The sequence below is a fragment of the Streptomyces sp. V3I7 genome (genome assembly GCF_030817495.1).
Lineage (GTDB): Bacteria > Actinomycetota > Actinomycetes > Streptomycetales > Streptomycetaceae > Streptomyces.
On record NZ_JAUSZK010000001.1, the window covers coordinates 3,121,334 to 3,142,448 of the forward strand.

At 70.4% G+C, this 21,115-nt stretch carries 26 protein-coding genes and 1 pseudogene; 6 read left to right on the forward strand and 21 right to left on the reverse strand.

Annotation, left to right across the window (positions count from 1 at the left end):
* The first annotated feature begins 86 nt into the window (after positions 1-86).
* On the forward strand, positions 87-1,250 hold the full coding sequence (locus tag QFZ74_RS14460; protein WP_373462384.1) for an NlpC/P60 family protein: 1,164 nt from the start codon (positions 87-89) through the stop codon (positions 1,248-1,250).
* Positions 1,251-1,501: 251 nt separating this feature from the next.
* A complete protein-coding gene (locus QFZ74_RS14465) occupies positions 1,502-2,824 on the forward strand; it encodes a PP2C family protein-serine/threonine phosphatase (protein ID WP_307621230.1) in 1,323 nt (440 codons plus the stop codon).
* Between the two features lie 41 nt (positions 2,825-2,865).
* Here the strand turns inward: QFZ74_RS14465 and QFZ74_RS14470 are convergent, their stop codons facing one another.
* From QFZ74_RS14470 to QFZ74_RS14480, 3 genes are all read right to left on the reverse strand, one after another.
* Complete coding sequence (locus QFZ74_RS14470; RefSeq protein ID WP_373462482.1) at positions 2,866-3,201, reverse strand: DUF2516 family protein; 336 nt, start codon at positions 3,199-3,201, stop codon at positions 2,866-2,868.
* Between the two features lie 114 nt (positions 3,202-3,315).
* Entirely contained in the window at positions 3,316-3,957 is a 642-nt protein-coding gene (locus QFZ74_RS14475) for a hypothetical protein (RefSeq protein ID WP_307621231.1), read from the reverse strand.
* A gap of 87 nt (positions 3,958-4,044) precedes the next feature.
* Complete coding sequence (locus QFZ74_RS14480; RefSeq protein WP_307621232.1) at positions 4,045-4,452, reverse strand: helix-turn-helix domain-containing protein; 408 nt, start codon at positions 4,450-4,452, stop codon at positions 4,045-4,047.
* Between the two features lie 80 nt (positions 4,453-4,532).
* On the opposite strand from QFZ74_RS14480, the gene QFZ74_RS14485 reads away from it, so the two are divergent.
* Complete coding sequence (locus tag QFZ74_RS14485; protein WP_307621233.1) at positions 4,533-4,970, forward strand: hypothetical protein; 438 nt, start codon at positions 4,533-4,535, stop codon at positions 4,968-4,970.
* A gap of 21 nt (positions 4,971-4,991) precedes the next feature.
* Here QFZ74_RS14485 and QFZ74_RS14490 read toward each other — a convergent pair.
* The 7 genes and pseudogenes from QFZ74_RS14490 to QFZ74_RS14520 all read right to left on the reverse strand — a co-directional run.
* Positions 4,992-5,111 (reverse strand): annotated as a pseudogene (locus QFZ74_RS14490) (SAM-dependent methyltransferase); the annotation flags it as partial.
* A 74-nt stretch (positions 5,112-5,185) separates the two neighbouring features.
* The gene (locus QFZ74_RS14495; protein WP_307621234.1) at positions 5,186-5,695 is read right to left on the reverse strand and encodes an HAD domain-containing protein; all 510 of its coding nucleotides are present in this window, start codon (positions 5,693-5,695) and stop codon (positions 5,186-5,188) included.
* A gap of 96 nt (positions 5,696-5,791) precedes the next feature.
* Complete coding sequence (locus QFZ74_RS14500) at positions 5,792-7,924, reverse strand: phosphotransferase family protein (RefSeq protein ID WP_307621235.1); 2,133 nt, start codon at positions 7,922-7,924, stop codon at positions 5,792-5,794.
* Positions 7,925-8,233: 309 nt separating this feature from the next.
* A complete protein-coding gene (locus tag QFZ74_RS14505) occupies positions 8,234-8,482 on the reverse strand; it encodes a hypothetical protein (RefSeq protein ID WP_307621236.1) in 249 nt (82 codons plus the stop codon).
* Positions 8,449-9,105 (reverse strand): GntR family transcriptional regulator, encoded by a 657-nt coding sequence (locus QFZ74_RS14510; RefSeq protein ID WP_307621237.1) that lies wholly within the window; start codon positions 9,103-9,105, stop codon positions 8,449-8,451. The genes QFZ74_RS14505 and QFZ74_RS14510 overlap by 34 nt, the downstream gene beginning before the upstream one ends.
* Before the next feature lie 61 nt (positions 9,106-9,166).
* Positions 9,167-9,961: an HAD family hydrolase gene (locus tag QFZ74_RS14515; RefSeq protein ID WP_307621238.1), complete on the reverse strand. Its 795-nt coding sequence runs from the start codon at positions 9,959-9,961 to the stop codon at positions 9,167-9,169.
* Positions 9,910-10,791, reverse strand: coding sequence for a GntR family transcriptional regulator (locus tag QFZ74_RS14520; protein ID WP_307621239.1), 882 nt, complete (start codon positions 10,789-10,791; stop codon positions 9,910-9,912). Before QFZ74_RS14520 ends, QFZ74_RS14515 begins: the two co-directional genes overlap by 52 nt.
* A 188-nt stretch (positions 10,792-10,979) precedes the next feature.
* Between QFZ74_RS14520 and QFZ74_RS14525 the strand changes: the two genes are divergently transcribed.
* Entirely contained in the window at positions 10,980-11,168 is a 189-nt protein-coding gene (locus tag QFZ74_RS14525; RefSeq protein ID WP_307621240.1) for a hypothetical protein, read from the forward strand.
* 30 nt (positions 11,169-11,198) lie between these two features.
* On the opposite strand, the gene QFZ74_RS14530 is transcribed toward QFZ74_RS14525, so the two are convergent.
* From QFZ74_RS14530 to QFZ74_RS14540, 3 genes are all read right to left on the reverse strand, one after another.
* Entirely contained in the window at positions 11,199-12,107 is a 909-nt protein-coding gene (locus tag QFZ74_RS14530) for a winged helix-turn-helix domain-containing protein (protein ID WP_307621241.1), read from the reverse strand.
* 430 nt (positions 12,108-12,537) lie between these two features.
* On the reverse strand, positions 12,538-13,803 hold the full coding sequence (locus tag QFZ74_RS14535; protein WP_307621242.1) for a GNAT family N-acetyltransferase: 1,266 nt from the start codon (positions 13,801-13,803) through the stop codon (positions 12,538-12,540).
* Positions 13,804-13,911: 108 nt separating this feature from the next.
* Positions 13,912-14,529 carry an aerial mycelium formation protein gene (locus QFZ74_RS14540; protein WP_307621243.1) on the reverse strand — a complete coding sequence of 206 codons (618 nt, stop codon included), beginning with the start codon at positions 14,527-14,529 and terminating at the stop codon, positions 13,912-13,914.
* Between the two features lie 222 nt (positions 14,530-14,751).
* Between QFZ74_RS14540 and dtd the strand changes: the two genes are divergently transcribed.
* A complete protein-coding gene (gene dtd, locus QFZ74_RS14545; protein ID WP_307621244.1) occupies positions 14,752-15,177 on the forward strand; it encodes a D-aminoacyl-tRNA deacylase in 426 nt (141 codons plus the stop codon).
* Between the two features lie 95 nt (positions 15,178-15,272).
* Here the strand turns inward: dtd and QFZ74_RS14550 are convergent, their stop codons facing one another.
* From QFZ74_RS14550 to QFZ74_RS14560, 3 genes are read right to left on the reverse strand one after another with little or no spacing between them, the layout of a single operon-like run.
* Positions 15,273-16,238, reverse strand: a complete 966-nt coding sequence (locus QFZ74_RS14550) for a folate-binding protein YgfZ (protein WP_307621245.1) — start codon at positions 16,236-16,238, stop codon at positions 15,273-15,275.
* Between the two features lie 10 nt (positions 16,239-16,248).
* Positions 16,249-16,704: a Fur family transcriptional regulator gene (locus QFZ74_RS14555; protein ID WP_373462385.1), complete on the reverse strand. Its 456-nt coding sequence runs from the start codon at positions 16,702-16,704 to the stop codon at positions 16,249-16,251.
* A gap of 38 nt (positions 16,705-16,742) precedes the next feature.
* Positions 16,743-17,318 carry an FABP family protein gene (locus tag QFZ74_RS14560; protein WP_307621247.1) on the reverse strand — a complete coding sequence of 192 codons (576 nt, stop codon included), beginning with the start codon at positions 17,316-17,318 and terminating at the stop codon, positions 16,743-16,745.
* A 316-nt stretch (positions 17,319-17,634) separates the two neighbouring features.
* Here QFZ74_RS14560 and QFZ74_RS14565 point away from each other — a divergent pair, with 316 nt between their 5' ends.
* Entirely contained in the window at positions 17,635-17,997 is a 363-nt protein-coding gene (locus QFZ74_RS14565; RefSeq protein WP_307621248.1) for a DsrE family protein, read from the forward strand.
* A 12-nt stretch (positions 17,998-18,009) separates the two neighbouring features.
* Here QFZ74_RS14565 and QFZ74_RS14570 read toward each other — a convergent pair whose 3' ends face one another.
* From QFZ74_RS14570 to QFZ74_RS14585, 5 genes are all read right to left on the reverse strand, one after another.
* Positions 18,010-18,267, reverse strand: coding sequence for a DUF3099 domain-containing protein (locus QFZ74_RS14570; protein WP_307621249.1), 258 nt, complete (start codon positions 18,265-18,267; stop codon positions 18,010-18,012).
* Between the two features lie 399 nt (positions 18,268-18,666).
* Complete coding sequence (locus QFZ74_RS14575; RefSeq protein ID WP_100048746.1) at positions 18,667-18,954, reverse strand: DUF1416 domain-containing protein; 288 nt, start codon at positions 18,952-18,954, stop codon at positions 18,667-18,669.
* 40 nt (positions 18,955-18,994) lie between these two features.
* Positions 18,995-19,840, reverse strand: coding sequence for a sulfurtransferase (locus tag QFZ74_RS14580; RefSeq protein ID WP_307621250.1), 846 nt, complete (start codon positions 19,838-19,840; stop codon positions 18,995-18,997).
* Between the two features lie 157 nt (positions 19,841-19,997).
* Positions 19,998-20,078 carry a putative leader peptide gene (locus QFZ74_RS30430; protein WP_373011276.1) on the reverse strand — a complete coding sequence of 27 codons (81 nt, stop codon included), beginning with the start codon at positions 20,076-20,078 and terminating at the stop codon, positions 19,998-20,000.
* Positions 20,079-20,280: 202 nt separating this feature from the next.
* Entirely contained in the window at positions 20,281-21,018 is a 738-nt protein-coding gene (locus QFZ74_RS14585) for a DUF2993 domain-containing protein (RefSeq protein WP_307621251.1), read from the reverse strand.
* Between the last annotated feature and the right edge of the window lie 97 nt (positions 21,019-21,115).

Below are 21,115 nucleotides of genomic sequence, written 5' to 3' on the forward strand. Positions count from 1 at the left end.
TCTGTTGTCGCACGCGTCGTCATGACACGATCCCTCTGGGGGATTTGCGCGTTCCGTGACGTTGTATCAGCTTTGGGGGTAGGGGTATGGGACCGGGCAAGCGGAGCCTGCTTCCGGGCAGGCGCGGCGTCCTCGCGGCGGCGGTGACCGTGGTCTGTGCGGTGACGGTGCTGGCGGTACCGGGCGTGGCGTTCGCGAACTCGGGCTCGATAGCGGCGCCCGCGTCGAGGCCCGGCACGGCGGCACAACTGCCCCCGTCACCCTCGCCCAGCGCCTCCACGGCCTCGCCGACTCCCCCTCCTGACAAGGACCTTGAGGCCGTCCGCGTCAAGCTCGACGAGCTCTACCACGACGCGGCCGTCGCCACCGACGCCTACAACGCGGCCGAGGAGAAGTCCCGCAAGCAGTCCGCCGAGATCGACGAACTGAACAAGCGGATCGCCAAGGGCCAGGCGCGGCTGGACGAGTTGCAGGACCGCATGGGGGCCGCGGCCCGTGCCCAGTACCGCTCCGGCGGGCTGCCGCCCGAGGCCCATCTGCTGCTGAGCGACAACCCGGAGAACTTCCTGGACGGCGCGCGGCGCGTGATGGAGGGACAACGGGCCACCAGGGGGCTGCTCTCGGAACTGACCCGGACCCAGCAGGACTTGGAGCAGTACACCGAGGACGCCTCCGCCCGGCTGGAGCAGCTGGAGGCCAACCGCAAGGCCAAGGACGCCGCCAGAAGGAAGATCAAGAAGCGGATCGCGGCCGCCGAGAAGCTCGAGTCCCGGCTGGAGAAGGCGCAGAAGAAGCGGCTGGCCGAGCTGGAGGAGGAGGCCGCGCTCAGGGCGCAGACCGCGTGGCTCGGCACCGGGATACTCGACGAGCTCGGCGGCACGGCGTCCGGGCAAGGCAGGAAGGCCGTGGCGTTCGCCACCGCCCAGCTGGGCAAGCCGTACGTCTGGGGCGCCGAGGGACCCGACACGTTCGACTGCTCGGGGCTGACGTCACAGGCCTGGGCGAGCGCCGGACACCCCATTCCGCGCACCTCACAGGAGCAGTGGAAGCGGCTGAAGCACGTGGCCATCGAGGACATGCGCCCCGGTGACCTGGTCATCTACTTCCACGACGCCAGCCATGTCGGGATGTACGTGGGCCACGGCACGATCGTCCACGCGCCGCGCCCCGGACGGACGGTGACGATCACGGGCGCGGGCACCATGCCGATCCTGGGAGTCGTCCGCCCGGACGCGGGGGCGCACGAGTGATGTCCGCCACGTGACCCACTCCACGCGGGACTGCCCCCCAAACCGGGGCAGGGCGTGAGCTTCGTCATCCCGGTCGGGCCGCCGAGGTGTCCAACTGCGGTACGGATCGCGGCATATGACACTGGCCAGCGGCAGAGCGACGCGGCTCACACCATTCCGCTGCGGTGGCCTGTGCGGCTATGGTCCCCGTCGGGTGGGTCGAGGTCCCTCGCCCCGCCATGCCCTCGGGGGGAGGGAAGGAACCCAACAGAATGCCCGTACCCGTACCGCGGCAGAGAGCGATCCCGGCCGTGGAGAGTGGTCAGGCGCAGGCCGTGCCCGCAGTCGGCGGCCCCCTCAAGGAAGAGGTCCACCACACGGAAGCCGCCACCGCCAGCACCCATCACGTGTCCGGCACCGCTCTCACACTGCTGCTGATCGAGGACGACCCGGCCGGCTCGCCGATCGTGCCCGAGCTGGTGGACGCATCCGGCAAGCCGATCCGCGTCCGCAACGCCCGCAACCTCACCGAGGCCGAGCGCCTGCTCACCGACGACGTGCACTGCATCCTGCTCGACCTGGCGCTCCCGGCGCCCGCCCGGGCCGGCGCCGGTGACGACGACGAGCTCGCCGTGCTCAAGCACGTGCTCGAGCTCGCGCCCCGGCATGCCGTGCTCGCGCTCACCGCGTCCGGTGACGCCGAGCGCGGTGCCCAGGCCGTGCGCGTCGGCGCCCAGGACTACCTCTTCCGGGACGAGCTGGACGGACGGCTGCTGAGCCGTGCCATCCGCTACGCCGTGGAGCGGAAGCGTTCCGACACGGCCGAGCGGCGTCTGGCCGAGGGGCGCCTGCGCGCGCAGGAGAACCGTCGCCTGGAGCGCGGTCTGCTGCCGACGCCGCTGCTGGACGGCTCCGCCCTGCGGTTCGCCGCCCGCTACCGGCCCGGCCGGTCGCGTGCCCTGCTCGGCGGCGACTTCTACGACACCGTCCGCACCCCGGACGGCACCGTGCACGCCATGATCGGCGACGTCTGCGGCCACGGCCCGGACGAGGCAGCGCTCGGCGTGGAGCTGCGCATCGCCTGGCGCGCGCTGACCCTGGCCGGGCTGTGCGGCGACGAGCTGCTGCGCACGCTCCAGGAGGTGCTGGAGCACGAGCGCTCCGACGAGGAGATCTTCGCGACGCTGTGCACGGTGGACATCTCCCCCGACAACCGCAGCGCGGGACTGTGCCTGGCCGGCCACCCGTCCCCGCTGCTGGCCCGCCCGGGCCACCCGGCACAGCTGCTGCCGTACGACAACAACGGCCCCGCCCTCGGCCTGCTCCCGCGCGCCCGCTGGCCGCGCATGCAGGTGGAGCTGGGTTCCGAGTGGAGCCTGATGCTCTACACCGACGGCCTGATCGAGGGCCGCGTCGGCACGAGCGGGGAGCGTCTGGGCCAGGACGGCATGGTGGACATGGTCCGCCGCCAGCTGGAGTCGGGCCTGCGCGGCGAGAACCTGCTGCGCGCCGCGGTCAACGAGGTCCGCGAACTCAACGGGGGCGAGCTGGCGGACGACGTGGCGGTGGTCCTGCTGGACCGGTTGGCGTCGTAGTACCGGCGTCGTAGTAGTTACCGGGTGCCTGCCGGTGGCGGTCAGCGCCCGCCGTTGTACGGCCCGTAGGGACCGTCGCTGCTGCTGCCGCGGCGGCGGCCCCAGCCGCGGCCGCCGGAGACCTGCGTGAGTGCGGGGCGCACGTCCACGAAGAAGACGATCGAGGCGACCAGCCCCGCGATCTGCAGGAAGAGCATCGGCACCAGCAGGTTCACCGCGACCGTGATGCCGAGGATGATCAGCCAGAAGCCCTTGTTCTGCTTGCCGGCCGCACGGTAGGCATCCGCACGGAACAGCGCGGCCATCACGAACGCCACCACCGCCATCGCCAGCATGGCGAGGTAGAGCAGCCACATGAACCCCGCGAACCCCTGCATCAGCACAACGTCCACCACCCGAATCGGCTCATTGGTACGACCACGGTACCCATACAACGGGCCGGACACCCCAAGGGTGCCCGGCCCGTGACAGTCACCGCCGAGGCGCGCGCCTCACTTGGCCGGCGGGGTGGTCTTCTTGGCGGCCGGCTTGCGGGCGGCCGGCGCCTTCTTCGCCGCGGGCTTGGGCGCCGGGGCGGGCTCGGTCTTCGCGGTGGCGGTCTTCGGCTCGTCCTTGACCTTGACGGACTCGGGCTCGACCGCGACGGCGAGCTCCTCGATCTCGTCGGCGGCCTCGCCGCGCCAGGTCCGCACGGCCTGCTCGCCGTGCTCGGCGACCTTCTCGTACGTCTCGCGGGCCTTCACGGCGTACTCGGCGGCGACGCCGACACCGCGCAGGGCGAAGTCCTGGGCGGACTCGCCGAACTTCTTCAGGTCGGCGTCGATCGTGCTGCCGAACTTCTTCAGGTCGCCGTCGAGGGCGGAGAGGAACTCGTTGGCCTTGGCCAGCAGGCTCTCCTGGGCCTCCTTGGCCTTGGCGCCGGCCTCCTTGGCGCGCTCCGTGGCCTTCTCCTGCACGGCCTTGGTGTCGGTGTTGCGCACGGCCTCGATCCGCGCCGGGGCCTCGGCCCGCAGCTGGTCGACGAGGGCCGGGACCTTCTTGGCCTGCTGGAGGGCCAGGTCGGCGGTACCGGCGGCGAAGTAGAGCGGGGTCGGGTCGCTGAAGGTCTTGCGCAGGTCGTCGGTGATGGCCATGGTGATGGTCCTCCCGGATTCACATTCGGCTGAGGGGTCGTGTGGTCCGCAGCGGGTCGGCCGGTGGCTGACTTTCCCAGGTACGGCTCAATCGTCCGTCCGCTGCGGGCCGGCATCGCTGCCGTCGTCACTGGAGCCGTCGCTCCCGAATCCGTTCTCCTTGCGGAAGGACTCGTAGATCTGCAGCAGCACCTGCTTCTGCCGTTCGTTGAGCGTGGGATCGGCGAGGATGGCGGCGCGCGTCTCCACCTCGTCCCGCCCGCGCTCGGCGTCGAGGATTCCGGCCCGCACGTACAGCGTCTCGGCGGAGATCCGCAGCGCCTTGGCGACCTGCTGCAACACCTCCGCGCTCGGCTTGCGCAGCCCGCGCTCGATCTGGCTCAGGTACGGATTGGACACCCCGGCGGCATCGGCGAGCTGCCTGAGCGACAGCTGCGCGCTGCGCCGCTGCTCGCGCAAGTACTCACCGAGATTGCCGACGTTGAGCGATGCCATGCCCCCACCATGCCCCACCCACGCTAACAATTGCAAGCACTTGCTTGCAGAAGTGTGCTTGGGCGTGTCGGGGGGTGCGGATGCGCACTGGAGGGGCGGGCGAGGCCGCCGGAAGCGGTTGCCAGGATGGACGTACGAGTGACGAGCTGGACGACGTACTGGCGGCCCCCACACGGCTGTTGACGGCGGATCGGGCCGCGATACGCGACCGTGTCGCCGCCGACGAGAGCGTCGAGTGTGCGGCGCGGGAGGTCTTTCTCCAGGCCGAGGCGATCTTCGGTGAGGCGGACGTACCGCCCGCCGAGTTCGCCTCCTGGCTGCACTTCGCGGCGAAGGCGACGGGCCAAGAGGAGTACGCCGAACGGGTCACGGCGGCCGGGCCGGATGCGGAACGAGTGGCCGGCGCCGGGCCGGTCCCGGAGGCGCCGAGCGGTCACGCCTGGAGCTGGTTCTACGCGGGCGTCACCTCGGACGTCTTCCGGTTCGCCATGAAGACACCGGGGGGCGCGGGAATGTGACATCGGGCGTTGCCCCTGGCGTCGCCGTGCCACGAACACGAACTCCCTCCCGGGGCGGTCGGGCGCGTCGCGTACGTCGTCCAGCGCGAATCCCTGGGCCGCCAACTCCGCCTCGACCGCCTCCAGTTCACGGAAGCGCAGTCACAGCCATGCGGCCGAACGTACGGCAGCGGTCTGCCCCGCGTCTGCACCGCAGACCCGGCCCCCGACCCGCCTCAGCCGCGCCCCGGAGTGCCACTCCCGTACATCCCCAGCCAGTCCTCCAGCCGTGCGAAGTCCGCGTCGGTGAGCCCGAATTGGTGCTCGACGCGGTGGAGGAGAGCGGGGCCGGGGTGGTGCGCCGCGACCCAGCCACGGTCGGCCTCGGTGATCTCGTCGTCGATCCAGACGAACGGCTCCTGGCCGGCCCGGTCGACCAGCGGCCTGGTCTTCCAGTGCAGCAGCGAGGGCGGCTCCTCCTCGTCCGGCCACTCCACGACGGGCAGCGGGGGCAGCCCCAGCCAGGGCGAGACAAAGGTGTTCGCGTCGTGCATCCAGGTGGTCGCCCAGACCAGGTCACACCCCAGCCCTGCCAGCCGCGGTCCGAGCGCGGGGTCGATCCGCGCGAGCAACGGGTGGCCCTCGGCGGACCCCGGCAGACCTGCGACCGGCTCGTACTCCGGATACGGCCGGTCCGTCGCCCCGTACGGGATGAGCGTCCCGTCGATGTCAAGGAAAAGAAGCATCACGGGACAGGATCGGGCATGGGGGCCGGTCGCGGTGGGAATCGGGGGATCGGTGACTGGCGTGCCGCCCACGTCCCACGGTGCGGTCGGCGTCCCCTATGCCAGGGCGCGGGCGAGATACGGGTTCGCCGTCGGCCGGACGGGAAGCCCCAGTGACCCCTTGGCCGCCGCCAGGGTCATGGCGTACGAGTCCACCGCGCGCCGGACGTTGGGCGCGTCGAGGCTCGCGCCGGTGACCAGGCGGTCGAGGTCGACGTAGGCGGAGCGGACGATCTCGATCCAGCGGTAGACGCGCCAGTCCTGACGCCAGTCGACGGTGTACTCCTCGGGCAGTTCACGCTCCCAGCGGCGGAACATCCGGTCGCGGATCTCCGGCCGGGTCGGCGTGAGGTGCATGTGCCGCACCAGGTCGTAGAGGGGGTCGCCGACGATCGCCATCTCCCAGTCGATGATGGTCAGCACCTTCGCGTCGTCGCGGCGCACGAGGTTCCAGGGGTTCAGGTCACCGTGCAGCAGGCTCGGCTTACGGTGGCTGACCCGGTGGCGGGCCAGCATCTGGCGGAGGCGGGAGGCTTCGGGGAGTCCGAGTAGACGGGCCAACTGCTGGGATTTCTTGGGGAGATCGTCCACCAGGCAGACGAGCTGCTCGCAGAGCCAGGCGTAGAAGCAGAAGCCCTTCTCACCGGCCGCCGGATCGAGGGCCGCGTAGTCGACCTGCGCCAGGGTGCAGAGCTGCTCGACGAGCCGGTCCGCCTCGTGCGGAAGCAGGCCGTGCACCGGGTGATCGGGCGGCCGATGGGTGTCGAACGGCCCTTCGTAGGTGTGGATCGCGAAACTGTCCTGCCGGAATTTGGTGGGATAGCTGTCACCCAGAGCGAGAATCCTCGGCGCCGCCACCGGGACGCCGGATTCCTCGATGGCCCGCAGCACGGCATGCTCGCTGAGATAGCTGGGTTCACGGCGGCAGACGTTCGCCACTTTTCGTCGCACCACGACGGGAAAGTCCACGCCCGGAACACGGACCACGGAATTCAGGTGCCCGGTTCCCTTGAACACCCGACCGGCCGGAGCGGCACCCTCGGCGTGCAGAGCCGCGTGCACGGCGGAGTAGGGGAAATGCGGATGCTCTGACACCCGCTTGTCCGGTTTCCAGGTGATGTGGGAAAGCGGGGGAACCGGCCTCTCACACGATTCACCGCGCGAGATCCGCCACCGGAACAGAATCCGTTCGATCTCCGCCTCGCCGGGCAGGCTCCGCAGATTCAGCGGCCCCTCGGCCACCTCCAGGGCCCGGCGCACCTCGGCCGTGGCTTCGTCCAGCCCCTTCTGGTCGAACGATTCATCCAGGGAGGTGGCGGCCCGCATGACGTCCGGGTAGACCGACTGCGCCTGCTCGAAGGCGACGTAGTGACGAAGGTCCGCGGCGACGCCGTTGACGGCCGCCGGACGGATCCGCTGCATCGCCTCCGCCCAGGCGTCGATCACCTCCGACCACTGCCGACTGGGATATCGCATGCGCACCAGGTGGGTCGCCAGGTCGTGCAGCGGATCGCCGTACGTCGCCAGCTCCCAGTCGACACAGATGAGGGGCGGATCGCCCCCGTACGTCATGATCAGGTTGTCGCGATGCAGGTCCGCGTGGAGCAGGCTGTACGGCCGCCTGGCCATGGCGGGCACCCGCGCGGCCAGCTCACCCAGGGCGTTCTCCGGGATGCCGAGGGCCGCGAACAGCCCGCCGAACGCGGCCAGGTTGGGCCGGCGGATCTGGCGGTCCGCCATGTGCGCGAGCGTACGCAGGAAGCCCTGGCTGTCCTGGTCGTTGCTGGGCCAGGCGGCCGGCAGCGGCGGCAGCGCGCCCCGGCGCACCTGGGCCATCTTGGCGAGCAGGTCGGCGAGCGCCTTGATGAGCAGCGCGTCGACGGGTTTGCCGTTGCCGCAGACGCTGGAGAGCGGCACCCCCTCCACGTAGCGGTGGATCGCGTATCCGTCCCCCTCCACGACGCATTCGGGCACGTGGGGCAGGACCCCCTTGATCGCCCGGAGGATCCGCGTCTCGTTCGGCCAGGTCCTGATGACGACAGGCAGGGCCTCCGCGCGCCGGATCCGCACCATCACGGACGCGCCGGCCTCCAGCCCGAGCCGGTGCGCCGTGGGCGCGGTGAGCGGCAGCACGTAGTTCCTGTTGTGATGCCCGTTGGCCGCCACGCCCTGTGCGGTGGCGTATTCCACGAATTCCTCATGAAAGGCGGGAAGGTCATCCGAATGGGCGCGATTCCCTCGAAAGGGAGGAAGGACGGGAGATGCACCCACTGGTCGCTCCGGAATTGCATGCGCGGGCTGGAAATTACGGCAAAGGGTAAACGGGCGTCACGGTCCGCACGACCTGAAGCAAGCCATAAGGGGTAATTCGGCGCTATGTACGTCAGGGCGTTCCGAGAATGGTGTTGACCATCTCTGGCATGGATGGGAGCGGTGGCTCACACGGTGCGGGCATGCTACAGCACCGCGCCCTCCTTCGATTCGGAACTTCCTCGAGAATTACTCCGCGAGCAGTTTCCACACCGAGTCGAACCACGAACGCATGCTCGACACGAAGACGGAATCCGGCGAGTTCGGATCCTCGTCCGCGACGTGGTGCAGCAGCGTGGCCCCCAAGCCGAGCACGTCGAGCGCCTCGACCTCTTCGCCCGTGTCGAGGATGACCGGCCGCTCGGTGACCTCGTACAGCCCCTGCAGCGCCTCGACCTCGTTGATCACGTAGAGCTTGAAGGCCGGCGTGATCCGCACATGTCTGATCTGGACGTCGACGGACGGCACCAGCCGCTCGGCCTGCAGCTCCCTGAGCACCAGGAGCAACGAGTCGGTGTGCCGCTCCGTGATGTGCGCAGCCGGGCCAGTAGTCGCGGGTCGTCCTTGTCGTGTCGTGCCCGGGGGTAAGGCAGGGGCAGTTCGGGGTGGGGCAGCAGCATGCGGAGGGCGATGCTGCGGGGGGCTATGACGCCCGCGCGGATCCGCTCCGCCTGGAGCCGGATGTGGGTGTCGAGGGACTCGCAGGTCAACGTCCAGACGTCCATGGTCACTTCGGGGCGTTCGAACGCCTCGCTGATGAGCGGTCCGAGCATCATCCCCTGGCGCGACCGGGTGGCCTTGGCCGTCGCGGACTGGACGCGCTGGACCTTGACGACCCGCGCGCCCTTCCCCTGCCGGGACTCGATCCAGCCCTCGTTGCCCAGCTCGCGCACCACCCGCTGCACGGTGTCCCGGGAGACCCTGAACTCCTGGGCGAGTTCCCGCTGCGACGGCAGTTGGGCGCCCAGCGCATACGTCCCGTCGGCCATCCGCTCCCGCAGGACCTCGGACACCTGCCGGAAGGCCCTGCCGCCACCGTCGCCCGCCTGCCTGGCCGTCATACGGCGTAGTTTCCTCGGACAGCAGGCCGACAAACCGGCGGAACCCCAGGACGAGCCTCCGTCAGCCCCGCAACGCCCCCAGCAGCGGCTCCAGCGACTCCACGACGTCCTTCGCTCCGGCGTCACGCAGCAGGGCGGCCTTGCGTTCGTTGCGCGCGTAGCCGAGGAAGGGGACACCGGCCTGGAGGGACGCCTCGTAGTCCGAGGGGGCGTCGCCGATCATCAGGGCGGTGGCCGGGTCCGCCCCCATGGCGGCGAGGGCGCGGTTGAGGCAGTGGGGGTCGGGTTTGAGGCGGTGGAGGTCCTGGGTGCGGCCGTAGACGTGGGGGGCGAAGCAGGCGGTGAGGCCGCGGCTCTCCAGGTACTTGGCCACCACACGCGGGGAGTTGTTGGTGGTGATCGCCATGCGGGAGCCCACGGCCGTCCAGGTGCGGATGAGCGGGTCGGCGTACGCGGTCGGCATCGCCGAGGAGGCGGCCTTGAGTTCCTCCGCGGTGAGGCGCTCCTCCAGTTCCGCGACCAGGTCGCTGCCGGGGTGCCGGCGGTCGACGGCACGCAGGACGATGTGCGGGTCGAGGGACTCGCGCTCCCCCGCCGTCAGCAACCCGTGCAGCCCCTGCGCCTCCAGCCACTCCACCAGCCCCTCGGCCACCCGTTCCGCCGCGTGGCCGGCGAAGAGGCTGCAGATGGGGCCGTCGAAGTCCCAGAGGACGACCTGTGCGTCAGTGATCAGTTTCCAGAGCCTTCCCGTCGCGTACTCGCTCTCGGTGGCCACCGATTCGGTCTGCGTCGTGTCAGAAGTCACTAGGAGAGTGTCAGGTCCGTGGTGATGGTTTCCCAGAGGGCGTCGAACCACTTCTGCGATTGCTCCACGAACGCGGCGTCCTGCTGGCCCCTGTTCCGTTCGAAGGAGAAGAGCAGGGACTTGGAGCCGAGCGTGTCGTACATCTCCAGCGTGCCCGTGTCCGTGGGCTCCTCGCGGCGCGTGATCATGTAGTAGCCGATCAGCGCCTCGGTGCCGTTGAGCAGGTAGAGCTTCACCGGGGGCGTGAACGGCAGCGCGCGGAACGTCACGCGGACGTCGATGTCGTGGGTCGAGCGCAGGGACTGGAGGTTGTAGCGCAGGACCTGCCCCTGGGCGTTGCGCATCGCCAGCCAGCGCTCGTGCACCGGGTCGTCGTCACCGCGGCCGTCGACCGGGACCGGGAAGGCGAGGTTGATGTCGCGGGACGGCAGCAGTATGCGGACGTCGAGTTCCTCGGGGCGGATGCGGCCCTCGTGGATCTGGCGCAGGGGTTCGCTGATCGCCAGCATCAGGGTCTCGGCGGTGAGGCAGACCGCGTCGACGCGGACGCGGGGTGCCGAGAAGGCCTCCGCCAGGCGGGGGCCGAGGCCGACCATCGTCGGCTGGGGTTCCTCGGGGGCGAGCGGTGCCTGCTCGGCGATCCGCGGCGGGCTGCCCTTGCTGACGTTGCTGAGGAGACCGTCGTCCTGGAGGGCGCGCAGGGCCTGGCGCACGGCGCCGCGCTCCACGCCGAACTCCTCGGCCAGTTCGGCCTGGGTGGGCAGGCGGTCGCCCGCCTTGAGCTCGCCGGCGCGGATGCGCTCGCGCAGGGTGTCGGCGATCTCCTGGTGCGTGAGCCTGTTGCTGCCGTTCACTGCCACGTTCTCTCGGTTCACGACCAAACGCTACAACCTCGGTCCATCTATGGGGAGTTACCGTCGAGTTGTTAGATGCCAAGTGGGGACAACTTAAACAGAGTTGGTTGCCAACTCGGTTGAGTTGGCGGAAGTTTTGCCTCCTGGCTTCGGCCTCGAACCCCCGCCCCCACCGCACCGTTCCGTCCCACCGGCAGCCCGAAGGGGGAACCACCGTGCCTGCCCTCGCCCTTGTCTCCGCCGTCTTCGTCGTCGGCTTCGAACAGCTCGTCCAGTGGAAATACGGCCCTGTCGGCATCCTCGGCCTCCTGCTCCTCACCGTGGGCAGCAAGGCGAAGAGCCAGGCGATCAGCTCCGCCGGAGCACTGCTGCTCGCCGTACTGCTGGCCGGTCCCGTCCTCTGACCGCCGGCGCCCGACTGGCGCGAAGTACGGCTACGGCGTCAGCTGGAGATCCGAACTGATCGTCTCCCACAGCGCGTTGAACCACAGATGGGACTGCTCCACGAACGTGGTGTCCCGCAGCCCCGCCCGCTGTTCGAAGGCGAACAGCATCGACCGTGTGCCGTCGGAGTCGTACAGCTCCAGGTGCTCGTGCTCGACCTCCCGCTCGCGCCGGGTGAGCGTGTAGTACGCGAACAGCGCCTCCGCCCCGTTGAGCAGGTAGAGCTTGACCGGCGGAGTGAACGGCAGCGCACGGAACGTCACGTGCACGTCCATGCCGTGCGTGGCGCGCAGGGCCAGCAGGTTGTGCTGGAGCACCTGGCCCTGAGCGTTGCGCATGTCCAGCCAGCGCCGGTGCAGCAGGCCGGTGCCCGAGCCGTTCACCGCGGCCGGGAACGCCAGGTCGATGTCACGGCTGGGCAGCAGGACCCGGACAGTGATCTTGGCCGGTTTCAGACGGCCGGCATGGATCTCCCGCAGGGGCTCGCCCAGCGCCAGCGTGAGCGAGACCGAGGTGAGACACAGGGCGTCGATCTCCACGTGCGGGGCCGCGAAGGCCGCCGACACCCGCGAGGCGAGGCCCACCATCGTGGGCTGTGGCGGCGCCGCCGGCCCGAAGAGGACCGGGCCCGGGCCAGGATCCTTGGCCACGATGGCGGGGGCACCCTTCGAAACGTTGGTGAGCAGGCGCTCCGACTGGAGGATGCGCAAGGCCTGCCGCACCGCCCCGCGCTCGACGCCGAACTCGTCGGCCAGCTTGGCCTGGGTGGGCATGCGCTGCCCCGGCCGCAGCACTCCGGACCGGATCCGGGCGCGCAACTCCTCGGCCACCTCGTGATGGGACTTCTGTGGCCGTTGTGACCTCTTCCGCCCACTGGCGGAGGCGTGTTCCGGGTCCACGGCAGAACCGTACAACTTCCCGCCATCTTGCGGCAGTTCACGGAAAGGTGGTTATGAGCCGGTTCCAAACGGAGATAAGTACAGTGAAGTTGGTCGCCAACTTGTGCAACATGGCCAAACGTCCAGACGGTTGGCCGAGCGAGATCCCATCCGGAGGGGAGCCGGGAGCCCGACCGGCCCGGCGCGGCAGGCATCGTCCCGCCGCCACCTGAGCACAGCCGGCACGCACAGCCAGCACAGCCAGCACAGCCAGCACAGCCACAACCTCACAGCGACAACTGAACACCGACAAGTGAACAGCGACGGCGCGACATCGTCGCTCTCAGCACAGCCACAACTTCACAGTCGCTACGGATCAGTTCGCAGACCAGTCCGCGAATCCGCGGATCAGCCCGCACAGGCACACGCGGCCGGCCGGGAGGAGGAAGCCTCAGAAGACGTCCGGGCACCACGGTCGCCTGGACGTGTACAGCAGGGCGTCGGCCACCCGGGCGGCGCCCGCTCGTTCTTCCCGGACCCGGCCCAGCGCCACCAGCCGCGTCGCCGGCTCGTCACCGAGCCACAGCGCGGCCAACTCGCCCACGTCCAGGGTGAGATCGGCGCCCTCCGCGGTCACCGGCGTGCAGGAGGCACCCTCCGGGGACGCCTCCAGCCGGTAGCGGCGCCGGCCGCCGCCCGTCAGCCCGTCCCGGTCGGCCACCTCCAGCACCAGCGTCCCGGTCCCCTCGTACGTCCGCGCCTCCAGGGCCCGTACGACATCCAGGATCCGCACCCACAGCCAGTCCGCCCGGACGGTGATGCCCGCCGCGCGCGGGTTGGGCAGGAGGTGCGGGAGCAGATCATCCGGGGCACGCCGGTCGCTCTTGACCTTCGTGATCCAGTCGATGGAGCAGAGGTGGTGCCACAGGGCGCGCTCGGCCGCGGGGGTCGCCGCGATCAGCGACCTCACCTCCGCCGTGTGGTCCGGCTGCTTGTCGCGCCAGGTGCCGTCGCACGTGTACGCCACCAGGCCCTCGACCTCGCCGGACGGGGCGCGGTAGACGGCGTAGAAGGGCTCGGTCCACTCACGGTCGTGACGTACGACGCCCGTGTGCATCTGCCACCACAGGTCGTCGCGGCTGATGGCGCCCGCCTGGGCACGGCGTACGCGCTCGTGCAGCTTGGGGCCGACGTCACGGACCTCCTCCCCCTCCACCAGGTCGACGCGGCCGCCGCACTCGGGGCCCGACCAGCGCGGGTCGAGGCCGGCGCGCGGGACGTCGACGGTCCACTCGGCCAGCGAGGTGGCGGGGCCGAAGCCGTAACGGCCGTAGATCGGGTACTCGGCGGCGATCAGGGTGGCTACCACGTCCCCGCGGTCCCGTGCCGCCGCGAGGTCCCGGCTCATCATGCGGGTGAGCAGGCCGCGGCGACGGTGGGTGGAGGTCACGCTGACGTTGGTGATCGCGTCGGCGGGGACGGTCGCCCCTCCCACGGCCGTGAGCTCCTGGTCGAAGGAGCGGAGCGTCGCGACACAGCGGTCGCCGTCGAAGGCGCCGAGGAGCCGCCCGCTGACGAACTGCCGCCGTCGCACCTCGAGTTGCTCGCGCGTCAGCCTCCGCTCGCGCAGGAACCCGGTGTTCAGGGCCCGTTGCCACTCGATGAACTCGGCCTCGGTGACGGGACGGACGTCGACGTCCGCGGCGGAGGGACTCATGGGATCACGGTAGGCACGGTACGCAACCCTGTCGCGGCATTTTCACCACGCACCACGCACCACGCACCACGCACCACGCACCACGCATCCTGCCTGCCTGCCGATGCGTCACATCAGCAGGTCGTCCACCTGTGCCTCGCCCTCCCGGTACCGGCGGGCGATCTCCGCGCTGGACTCGTCGGCCGTGCGCTGGAGGAGCTGGCGGCGGCCGGAGACCTGTTGCTCGTACCGGACGAGACGGCCCATCGCCGTGTTCAGCTCCAGGTCCGTGCGCGCCCTGAGGTCCGACAGCTCGACCTCGGCGAGCATGTCGGCGGCCAGGCGCCGGTACTCCTCCCCCTGCGGGGTGCCGACCGTGACATGGCGGGCCGAGGAGCGGTTGCGGGCCGGGGCGTCGGTGAGGATCTCCGGGAGCCGATCCATGACGGAGACGTCCGCGGGACGCACGAGACAGGCCGGTCCGCGCCGGGCGAGCTCCGCGCGCAGGATGTCGATACGGCCCTGCAGAAGCCGCCGTACATAACTGAGGTCGGCCTCGTCGCGCTGGGCGTCCCGGCGCAGGACGCGCAGCTCGGACAGGCTCAGCAGGGCCAGGTCGGGAGCGGCGGGATCGGCCGGGAGCGCCGGGCTGTCGCTGCGCTGGGTGGGCGGCCGGTGCGCCTGCGGGGCGCCCGCGCGCGTGGCCGCGACGGCACCGGGCGGCTGCCCCGTACTCGGTGTGCTCATGTGCCTCTACCGTCCCCTCGACCGGCTACGGGAGCATCGTGCCACCCCAACCGGCCGCTATGTGACCGAGTGCCCCCGAACGGCCCCAGATGGGGGGTTAAAGGTTCAAAAACAGCCCCCTGGCCCTACCCTCGACGGCCGACCCGCGCCCGCCCACCACCGCCGCACGCCCCGCAGACCCCGTACACGGCACACCCGGGACACCCGGGCATCATGGTCCCCATGCGTGCAGTGGTGCAGAGAGTGGACGGCGCGAGCGTCGTCGTGGACGGCGAGACGGTCGGGGCGATCGAGGGCGAGGGCCTGTGCGTCCTCGTCGGCGTGACGCACGACGACACCAAGGAGAAGGCGGCCCAACTGGCCCGCAAACTCTGGTCGATCCGCATGCTCCAGGACGAGCGGTCATGCAGCGACGCCGACGCCCCGCTGCTGGTCATCAGCCAGTTCACGCTGTACGGGGACGCGCGCAAGGGGCGCCGCCCGACCTGGAACGCCGCCGCCCCGGGCGAGGTCGCCGAGCCGCTGGTCGACGAGGTGGTGGCCCAACTCCGCGCGCTGGGCGCGACGGTGGCGACGGGGCGGTTCGGCGCGCAGATGCGGGTCTCGCTCACGAACGACGGCCCGTTCACCGTCCTGCTGGAGATGTGAGCCGGTCCTGCTGCCGGAGACGTGAGCCGGTCCTGCCGGAGACGTGAGCCGGTCCTGCCGGAGACGTGAGCCGGTCCTGCCGGACCGGGCGGCCCTCAGGGCTCGACGATGACCTCCTGGGCCGCCGCCGTCTCCCCCGCCAGCAGGGGCGCGTCCGCCGGTACGTTGCGCTTGACCAACGCGAGGGCGACCGGTCCGAGTTCGTGGTGACGTGCGGACGTGGTGATGAACCCGATCCTGCGGCCGTCGGGGCCCTCGTCGGCGCGGCGGATCTCCGTGCCCGGCGCGGGCAGGTGGACATCGCTGCCGTCCAGGTGCAGGAACACCAGCCGGCGCGGCGGCCGGCCCAGGTTCTGCACGCGGGCGACGGTCTCCTGGCCGCGGTAGCAGCCCTTCTGCAGATGCACCGCCGCGCCGATCCAGCCCAGCTCGTGCGGGATGGTGCGGTGGTCGGTCTCGAAGCCGAGGCGGGGGCGGTGGTGTTCGACTCGCAGGGCCTCGTGGGCGAGGATCCCGGCCGCGGGGCCGGACTCGGCGGCGTACGCCTCCAGGTCCGCGCGCGGCAGGAAGAGGTCGCGGCCGTACGGCGTCTCGCGCACGACGACGCCCTCAGGGGCCTCGGCGATCGAACCGGCCGGCAGGTGAACGACCGCGAAGTCGGCGGTGCGGTCGGCGACTTCGACCCGGTAGAAGAACTTCATCGACTCCAGGTACGCCAGCAGCGCCTCCTGGGTGCCGGGCTCCACGTGGGCCCAGACGGTCTCGCCGTCGTCCACCAGGTACAGCGCGTGCTCGATGTGGCCGTGGGCGGACAGGATCAGCGCCTCGGTGGCCTCGCCGACGGGCAGATCGCTGACGTGCTGGGTGAGGAGAAGGTGCAGCCAGCTCAGCCGGTCCTCGCCGGAGACGGCGATGACGCCGCGGTGCGACAGATCGACGAAGCCGCTGCCGGCGGCGAGGGCGCGCTGCTCGCGGAACAGGTCGCCGTAGTGGGCGGCGACGCCTTCGTCCGCGCCCTCGGCGGGGACGGCGCCGGGCAGGGACAGCAGGGGGCTCTTCATGGGCACAAGCCTACGACGTGGTGCTTGAGCTCTTGAGGGAGATCTTGCGCGAACAGTCCGCGCAGCGGCCGAAGATCGCGAAGTGCTTCATGTCGGTGTCGAAGCCGAAGGTCTCGCGCAGCTTGGCGGTGAACTCGGCGGCCACCGAGACGTCCGCCTCGATGACGTTCTCGCAGTCCCGGCAGACCAGATGGATGTGATGGTGGCGGTCCGCCAGGTGGTACGTCGGCGCGCCGTGCCCGAGGTGGGCGTGGCTGACCAGCCCCAGTTCCTCCAGGAGTTCCAGGGTCCGGTAGACCGTGGAGATGTTGATCCCCGACGCCGTCTTGCGCACTTCGCAGAGGATGTCGTCGGGGGTCGCGTGCTCCAGGGTGTCCACGGCTTCGAGCACGAGTTGCCGCTGCGGCGTCAGCCGGTAGCCGCGCTGCCGCAGGTCGCTCTTCCAGTCGGTGCTGTCTGTGCTCACCACACTGAAAGTCTAGGACCCCGGCAGCGCGGAGCCGCCTACTTGAAGAAGGCGATGCCGTCGTCGGGCATGTCCTCGGGGAGGGCCTTGGCCCAGCGCTCGACGTCCTCGGGGGTGACGACCTTCTTCAGGTGCGCCGACATGTAGGGGCGCAGCTCGACCTCGGGAGTCTGCTTCTCGCCGACCCACATGAGGTCGCTCTTGACGTAGCCGTACAGGCGCTTGCCGCCGCTGTAGGGAACCGCGGAGGCCGTACGGGCCACGGCGTCCGTGGCGAGTTCGATCTGCGGCTTCTTGTCGGCGAGCTCGCCGTACCAGATCTCGACGACGCCGTCGTCACGGGTCATCGTGACCGTGACCTTGCGGTCTCCGTCGATCCGCCAGAAGCCGGCCTCGGACTCCAGCGGCCGCACCTTGTTGCCGTCGTTGTCGAGCACCCAGGTGCGCGACTCGTACGCCAGGAAGTCCCGCCCGTCGTGGGTGAAGGACGCCTCCTGGCCGAAGTTGCACTTCTCGGCGCCGGGGAAGTCGTACACGCCTGCGCCGACCCAGTTGCCGAGCAGGAAGGCGAGGGGAACCAGGTCCTTGTGGAGGTCTGACGGAATCTCGATCATGAGCGGTCGTTCCTAGCGTCCTGGGGTGAGGGTCAGCGCTGGCCCTGGTACAGCTTCTGCACGGTCAGCCCGGCGAAGGCGAGAACGCCGACGCAGACCAGGGCCAGAAGGATCTCGAAGAAAATCTCCACGGGTGCTCCTCGGATGAGCGTGGTGCAGGTTGCGTACACAGGACCGGGCCCCAGCTTACGCGGCCCCGGCCCGGCGCTCCTGGTGAGGTGGTACGTCGGGGTCAGCCGACAACTGGCCCTGCGGCGTCACGGTCTGCCGGCAGGCGGTGCCCTTTCGGGACTGCGGGATTGATTACGATCCAGGTATGGCGAAGAAGCTCGTGATCAAGGTGACGGCCGGGGCGGACGCGGCCGAGCGCTGCTCGCAGGCGTTCACGGTCGCCGCGGTGGCCGTGGCCAGTGGGGTCGAGGTCTCGCTGTGGCTGACCGGCGAGTCCGCGTGGTTCGCGCTGCCGGGCCGGGCCGCCGAGTTCGAGCTGCCGCACGCCGCTCCGCTGCCGGACCTGCTGGACTCGATCCTGGCGGGCGGCCGGGTCACGCTGTGCACGCAGTGCGCCGCCCGGCGCGACATCACGGAGAAGGACGTCATCGAGGGCGTACGGATCGCCGGTGCGCAGGTCTTCGTGCAGGAGGCCCTGGCGGACGAGGCGCAGGCCCTCGTCTACTGATGACGAACGACCCTAGCGGCGCTTCTTGCCGTCCAGTTCGTCCCACCACTCGTCGGACTGCGGGTCGCCCGAGGGGTCGTCCCACCAGCGGTCGTCGGGCCCCCGGCGGTTGGCGACGAAGGCGGCGACCGGCGGGATGACCATGGCCACCAGGCACATGACGACGGCCGCGGGCACCGACCACAGGCGCACGACGCCCCACGCCAGGACGAAGAGCACGATGCAGATCCCCATCATGACGAAGTAGACCCGCCGCCGCCGCGCGTACATGCATCCAGCGTAGGTCCGCACGGGGAGTTCGGCCCCAGCTCGGGAAGGCGGAACCGCGGGCCGCCCGGCGCCCGCCGCCCGAGCCGACGGCCGGAGGCCGGCGCAGCGCCCCGAAGCCTGCGCAGCAGTGCGAGGGGCGCATCAGAAAAGAGGGCCCCGCCGCCGCCGCGCGTACATGCCTCCAGCGTAGGTCCGCACGGGGAGTTCGGCCCCAGCTCGGGAAGGCGGAACCGCGGGCCGCCCGGCGCCCGCCGCCCGAGCCGACGGCCGGAGGCCGGCGCAGCGCCCCGAAGCCTGCGCAGCAGTGCGAGGGGCACGTCAAGAAGGGGTCGCGCCGAAGGGCCGCACCCCAGGTGTCCAACCCGGTGGGTGCGGCCCTTGGGCCGTTCGAGGGGGCGGTCAGACCGCGATCGCGACCTCGGCGAGGCCGCCCTGCTGGGCGACGACCGTGCGGTCGGCGCTGCCGCCGGGGACGAGGGCGCGCACGGTCCAGGTGCCCTCGGCCGCGTAGAAGCGGAACTGACCCGTGGCGGAGGTGGGGACCTCCGCGGTGAACTCGCCGGTCGCGTCCAGGAGACGGACGTAGCCCGTCACCGGCTCGCCGTCACGCGTCACCTGGCCCTGGATCGTGGTCTCGCCGGGCTTGATCGTCGAGGCGTCGGGGCCGCCGGCCTTCGCTCCACACATATGTCGATTCCGTCCTTGAGGGTGCCTGGGGCCGTGGGGGTTACTTGTTGGCGCCGAGCGCGATCGGTACGCCCACCAGGGAGCCGTACTCGGTCCAGGAGCCGTCGTAGTTCTTGACGTTCTCCACGCCGAGCAGCTCGTGCAGGACGAACCAGGTCAGCGCCGAGCGCTCGCCGATGCGGCAGTAGGCGATGGTGTCCTTGGCCAGGTCGACGCTCTCCTCGGCGTAGAGCTCCTTGAGCTCCTCGTCCGACTTGAAGGTGCCGTCGTCGTTGGCGTTCTTCGACCACGGGATGTTGCGGGCGCTCGGCACGTGGCCCGGGCGCTGCGACTGCTCCTGCGGGAGGTGGGCCGGGGCGAGCAGCTTGCCGCTGAACTCGTCGGGCGAGCGGACGTCGACCAGGTTCTGCGTACCGATCGCGGCGACGACCTCGTCACGGAAGGCGCGGATGGACGCGTCCTGCGGCTTGGCCTTGTAGTCGGTGGCCGGGCGCTCGGGCACCTCGGTGCCGTCGACCAGCTCGCGGGCGTCCAGCTCCCACTTCTTGCGGCCGCCGTCGAGGAGCTTCACGTTGTCGTGGCCGTACAGCTTGAAGTACCAGTAGGCGTACGAGGCGAACCAGTTGTTGTTGCCGCCGTAGAGGATCACCTGGGTGTCGTTGGCGATGCCCTTCTTCGACAGGAGCTTCTCGAAGCCCTCCTGGTCGATGAAGTCACGGCGGACCGGGTCCTGGAGGTCCTTGGTCCAGTCGATCCGGATGGCGTTCTTGATGTGGTTCTTCTCGTAGGCGGACGTGTCCTCGTCCACCTCGACGATGGCAATGGTCGGGTCGTCCAGGTGGTCCTGGAGCCAGTCGGCGTCGACCAGGACGTCGCTGCGGCTCATGCTCTCTCCTCCGGGGCAGGTGCGGCGGGGCGTGCGAGTGCGAGAAGTGCGGCTCCGTCGGGAGCGGCGCACGGTTGCCCTGAGCAGGGCAGCTGGAGATACACGGAAGTCGGGTCCGAAGTCGGGACCGGGGCGGATCGGCGTCGGGGACTGCCGCTCAGCAGGGGCGACAGAGCATGGCGGCGACGCGGCACAGGTCCACTGCCCGCCGCTTCGTGAGATCCGCCTGTCGCTTCATGGGCTCGATCGTAGGGACGGAGAGTGGGGCGTGTCACCGGCATGTCGCATGCTGAGATGCGATCGTCCACGTTACGGGACGAAGTCGGTGTCCAAGTGGGCGACGCGCCGCCTCCGGGTGCCCTCGCCGGTCACCGCATCTGCGGTGCGGACTCCGCCGTCTCGCCTTTCGGACAACAGCCGTAGGCCGGCCTGCCAGGGCCCTACCCCTCCAGCCGGACGTCCGAACCCTTCACCGTGATCTCGACGCCGTTCTTCGCCGCCCGCACGCTGCCCAGTTCGATGCCGCCGGGCAGCCGGTCGATGGCCTGCTGGAAGTCGGTGAGCTCCCGGATCCGGCTGTCGGAGAGGTCGAAGCCGGGGAGTTCCGGCAGGTCGTCGGCGTGCACCTGCACGCGGTCGCCACGGAGGGTGACGCTGCCGAGCACCTGGATGGGGTCGGGCACCTTGGTGCCGAGGACCGTCGCCTCGATCGAGACCTTGATCTTGCCGTCGCCGCCGTCGGAGAGGCCGACGACGCGGGCGGAGACGCCGGGGGCGACCTGCGCGTGCTCGGAGCCGATCGCCCGCAGCAGCTCGTCGTAGCCGATGGTCGCGGTGCCGGTGGCGGTGCGCGCGGTGGCGGAGCCGCGGTCGCCGGAGTACGTGACGTTCCTGAGGTCGGCCTTGAGTTCGCTGACGCGGATCTTCTCGGCGCCCTGGCCGGCGACTGCCTCGTAGTTCTTGATGCGGACCTCGACGTCGTCGAACGTGCCGTCGGCGACCTGGGTGAGGAAGGGGAAGCCGTTGATGGCGACGTCCGGGGTGGCGGCCAGGTGTTCCGTGTCCCGGATCCGGTCCGCGGCCTCGTTCTCGGCGAGGTGGACGGCCACCCGGTCCGCGATCACGAAGAGGCCGCCCAGGATCACGACGACGATCAGGACTGCGCGCAGGGCTCGCATGGTGAGGTTCCCCCCGGCTAGGCGGTGGCGCGGACGACCGCCACGGTAACGCGACGGGGCCCGGCCGGTGGCCAGGCCCCGTTTCTCCGAAGGGCAT